Raw genomic sequence first — 2,526 nt, 5'->3', positions numbered from 1 at the left:
TTTTGTAATTGAATATTTTTTTAGGATAGTCATTAATCCAATTTTCAATAAATGCTACTCTTTGATGAGTAGTATTTATTGTTCCTTTAGGTAAAAATCAGATAAATCAAATAAATAATATTCATAAAATTTGCTCATATAATAATACAAGGGATGATGTCTGTCATCCCTTGGTTTTGCCCCCTAAAGTTATTGGAGTTTTTTTAGTTGCCCCTAAAGTACACCCCAAAAGTTCTCGGGGAACCCCCAAAACTTATTGGATACCATAGATATAGTGCAGAAAACCGCTCCTATACTTTTACATAAGAGCGGTTATTTTTGTTTTTGAATATATGGTTTGCTTTTGTTTAATAGATCTTATTTTTCTTTTCTATAGATTCTATTTATAGCTAGTACAGCACATGCTACGAATGAAAGTACAAAAGCATAGAGCATATTTGTTCCATTAACACCAGTCTTTGGTATTCTGTTAGTTTTTGAATTCAAACTTGAAGTTCCACGAGACTGTGTTCCATTTTTATCCTTTGATCCTGGTTCACTAGGATTGACATCAGATGTGCCCGGTTTTTTATTCTCTTCCCATTCAGCTATGAAAGTATGATCTTCAACTGCCTTATAGTTATCTCCTGGCTGATACTTTGAACCCTTCCAATACTTGAATTTGAATCCATCCTTTACAGGAGCTTCCATAATCGTAATTGTAGTTCCCTTTTTGACTTCTATTATACGATTTGCACCGTCATTATTCCAGTTACCACCATTAGGATTATATGTGATTTTAATCATAATATCTTTCCAAATGGCTTTTACTACTGTATCTTTTTCTATAGTGATTTCTGTTCCTGGTGCTACTTCTTTACCATCTACTTCCCATGTTTTGAATTCTTGGTTTTCTGATGGTGCTCCGAAAGCATTTTCTGGTAATTTGTATTTTTCACCTTTTTTAACAGTTGCAGAATCCATTGAACCTGTTCCATTATTTCCGTTGAATGTTACTTTGTATTTAATGTCTTTGTGTTCAATATCTTTCCAGATGGCTTTTACTTCTGTATCTTTTTCTATAGTGATTTCTGTTCCTGGTGCTACTTCTTTACCATCTACTTCCCATGTTTTGAATTCTTGGTTTTCTGATGGTGCTCCGAAAGCATTTTCTGGTAATTTGTATTTTTCACCTTTTTTAACAGTTGCAGAATCCATTGAACCTGTTCCATTATTTCCGTTGAATGTTACTTTGTATTTAATGTCTTTGTGTTCAATATCTTTCCAGATGGCTTTTACTGTTGTATCACCAGTAATTGTTATTTTTGATCCTGGTTGTCTTAGATTTGTAGAGTCATCTCCAACTTGCCAACCAGAAAATTCTTTGTTAGCTGGTGGGGTAAATGTGTTAGATGCTGGTAATTCATACTCTGTATTTGCTTTTTGAGTTACCTTGTCTTTCGTTCCACCACCAGTATTTGCATCAAAAGTTATATCATATGTCTTTGTTGCTGTAGCTGTAAAAACCTTATTTGATTCAGTTATAATAAAGTTTTCTGTAACTGAACCATTTTTGCCATTCCAAACTGGTTCTGTATATTTATCTATAGCTTTTACTTTTGAATTTATTAAATTGTAATAAGTTTCATTCAAAATTGGGTTTTTATAAGTTTTTAAATCCGTATTCGGTTTAACCTTATATTTTTGATAGCTTACAGGATTATCTTTATTTCCTTCAATTGCTCCAGAAGTAGTATTATCAACTTTTGTACCTTCGCCTAGTTTAAATTCAACCACTAAAGCATCATCAGGAGTGTTTTCATTTAAAACTACTTTTTCCCCTGGTTTTTCTTCTTTTGAAAACCATGTTACGTGGTCGCTAACGTATAGTTTTTGATTTTCTACAACAATTTCAGACCCGTCGTCAAATTTAACTTTTATCTTGCCTTCGTATTTACCAGCTGTTTTTGTAGTTCTAGCTGTATCAGTAGCATCATCAAATGTTGCTCCGGCTAAAAGATTATTGACTTCAGTTTCTTTTGTGGAATCTTTAGCTTTTACACCGTCTTTCCAATCAAGCTTATCATTAACCCATTTTTTCATAACAACCGGGTCAAGACCGCCAAGAGCTTTAACTTTGTCAGCTTTTGTCGATATCGGTATAGCGCCTTGCGTACCCGCTTTTGTTGTACCATAATTAGTCTGAACGCTGTTTGCATTTGCGATAGGTGCCAGCGGTGACAACATAATCATAAATGCAAGCAGCCCAGCTAAAATTTTCTTAGAGATATTAACATTTCCCTTAAATAAATTCATAAATTTTGCTTTTAAATTCATTTTTTTCCTTCCTTTCATATTTCTTTATATTAACTGCGTTATAAAAATTTTCTGTTTTATCTTATAACTATGAATAGTATACCACAGTTTCAGGCATTTGTTAAGCTTTTTTCATATTAGTTAATCTTTTTTGTTGTTATGATACAATTGATGTGAGACCAAGGGTACAAAAAAAAGAGAATATCCTGTATAATTAAAATAACAAAAAAA

The 2,526-nt window shown here is 32.6% G+C and carries 1 protein-coding gene and 1 pseudogene; both read right to left on the bottom strand.

Annotated features, from left to right (window positions below; translation table 11 throughout):
* Positions 1 to 97: pseudogene (locus IBJ83_RS08470) on the bottom strand (IS30 family transposase); the annotation flags it as partial.
* 260 nt (positions 98 to 357) lie between these two features.
* Entirely contained in the window at positions 358 to 2,316 is a 1,959-nt protein-coding gene (locus IBJ83_RS08290; protein WP_201276073.1) for an InlB B-repeat-containing protein, read from the bottom strand.
* Positions 2,317 to 2,526: the final 210 nt, after the last annotated feature.

Source organism: Parvimonas parva (genome assembly GCF_016552165.1).
Taxonomy (GTDB): domain Bacteria; phylum Bacillota; class Clostridia; order Tissierellales; family Peptoniphilaceae; genus Parvimonas; species Parvimonas parva.
The sequence above is the reverse complement of the archived record's forward strand: the minus strand, read 5'-3'. Positions and strand labels throughout refer to the sequence as shown.